The 788-nt window shown below is 47.7% G+C and carries 1 protein-coding gene; it reads left to right on the top strand.

Going from position 1 to position 788, the window contains the following annotated elements; all coding sequences use genetic code 11:
- On the top strand, nucleotides 1–323 hold a 323-nt coding region (locus tag B5F76_RS14325; RefSeq protein WP_204218452.1), incomplete at its 5' end, for a transposase.
- Nucleotides 324–788: the final 465 nt, after the last annotated feature.

Raw genomic sequence — 788 nt, 5'->3', positions numbered from 1 at the left:
TAACTTTTGAAAAGTGTCTCGAAAAATTTATTCTTCCAAGTATTAAACCAGGACATACACTAGTATTAGATAACTTAAGTTCTCATAAATCGGAATTAATAACCAAACTATGTAAAAATAGAGGGGTTAATCTAATTTATCTTCCTCCCTATAGCCCAGACTTAAACCCAATTGAAAAATTGTGGAGTAAGGTGAAATCTTTTCTCCGAGGCATCAAGGCAAGGACGACAGATGCCCTGGAGTCGGCTATCAACAAGGCCCTTGATGCGGTGACCCTATCCGACATCAGAGGCTGGTACCGTGAGGCTGGATATGCCGTCTAGAATGAAAACTTTCATTCAGAAACCGCTCTAGTCCTTCCCTTTTCGTTAGGCCCGGAACGTCCGGGCACCGGGGTCTCGCTGTTTGGCGGGGCCCTTTTTTCTTGCTCGGGTCCTTGTACTGCAATGACATGCAAAGAGGTCACAAACCACAGGCACAGGTCATGTTATAGATTATACTGGAGTGTTGGCCCAAAGGTCACGGACATTTTTGGGGCCTTCGAGTTTTCCCCGCTTGCCCTGAAGTGTCATCAAGGGCTATGTGAACCTGTACACGCAATTTCGCGAGGGAGACAGCGCATGCACAACCTTCCGGACCTGTTCGGGCTCATCAGTCGGCATGGGCTCAAGGACACGCCCTTTTATCAAGCGCGCCGTAAAACCTCTCCCTTCAGGGGGAGGATATAAGGCGCCCCTAGCTTGGCAAGTTTGCCTTTAGTTGGGAGTTCTTTGGGATTCGATATACTG

It is taken from the genome of Desulfovibrio sp. An276, assembly GCF_002159665.1.
GTDB lineage: Bacteria > Desulfobacterota > Desulfovibrionia > Desulfovibrionales > Desulfovibrionaceae > Desulfovibrio > Desulfovibrio faecigallinarum.
Note: the sequence above shows the minus strand (reverse complement) of the source record. Positions and strands in the feature narration are given on the sequence as shown.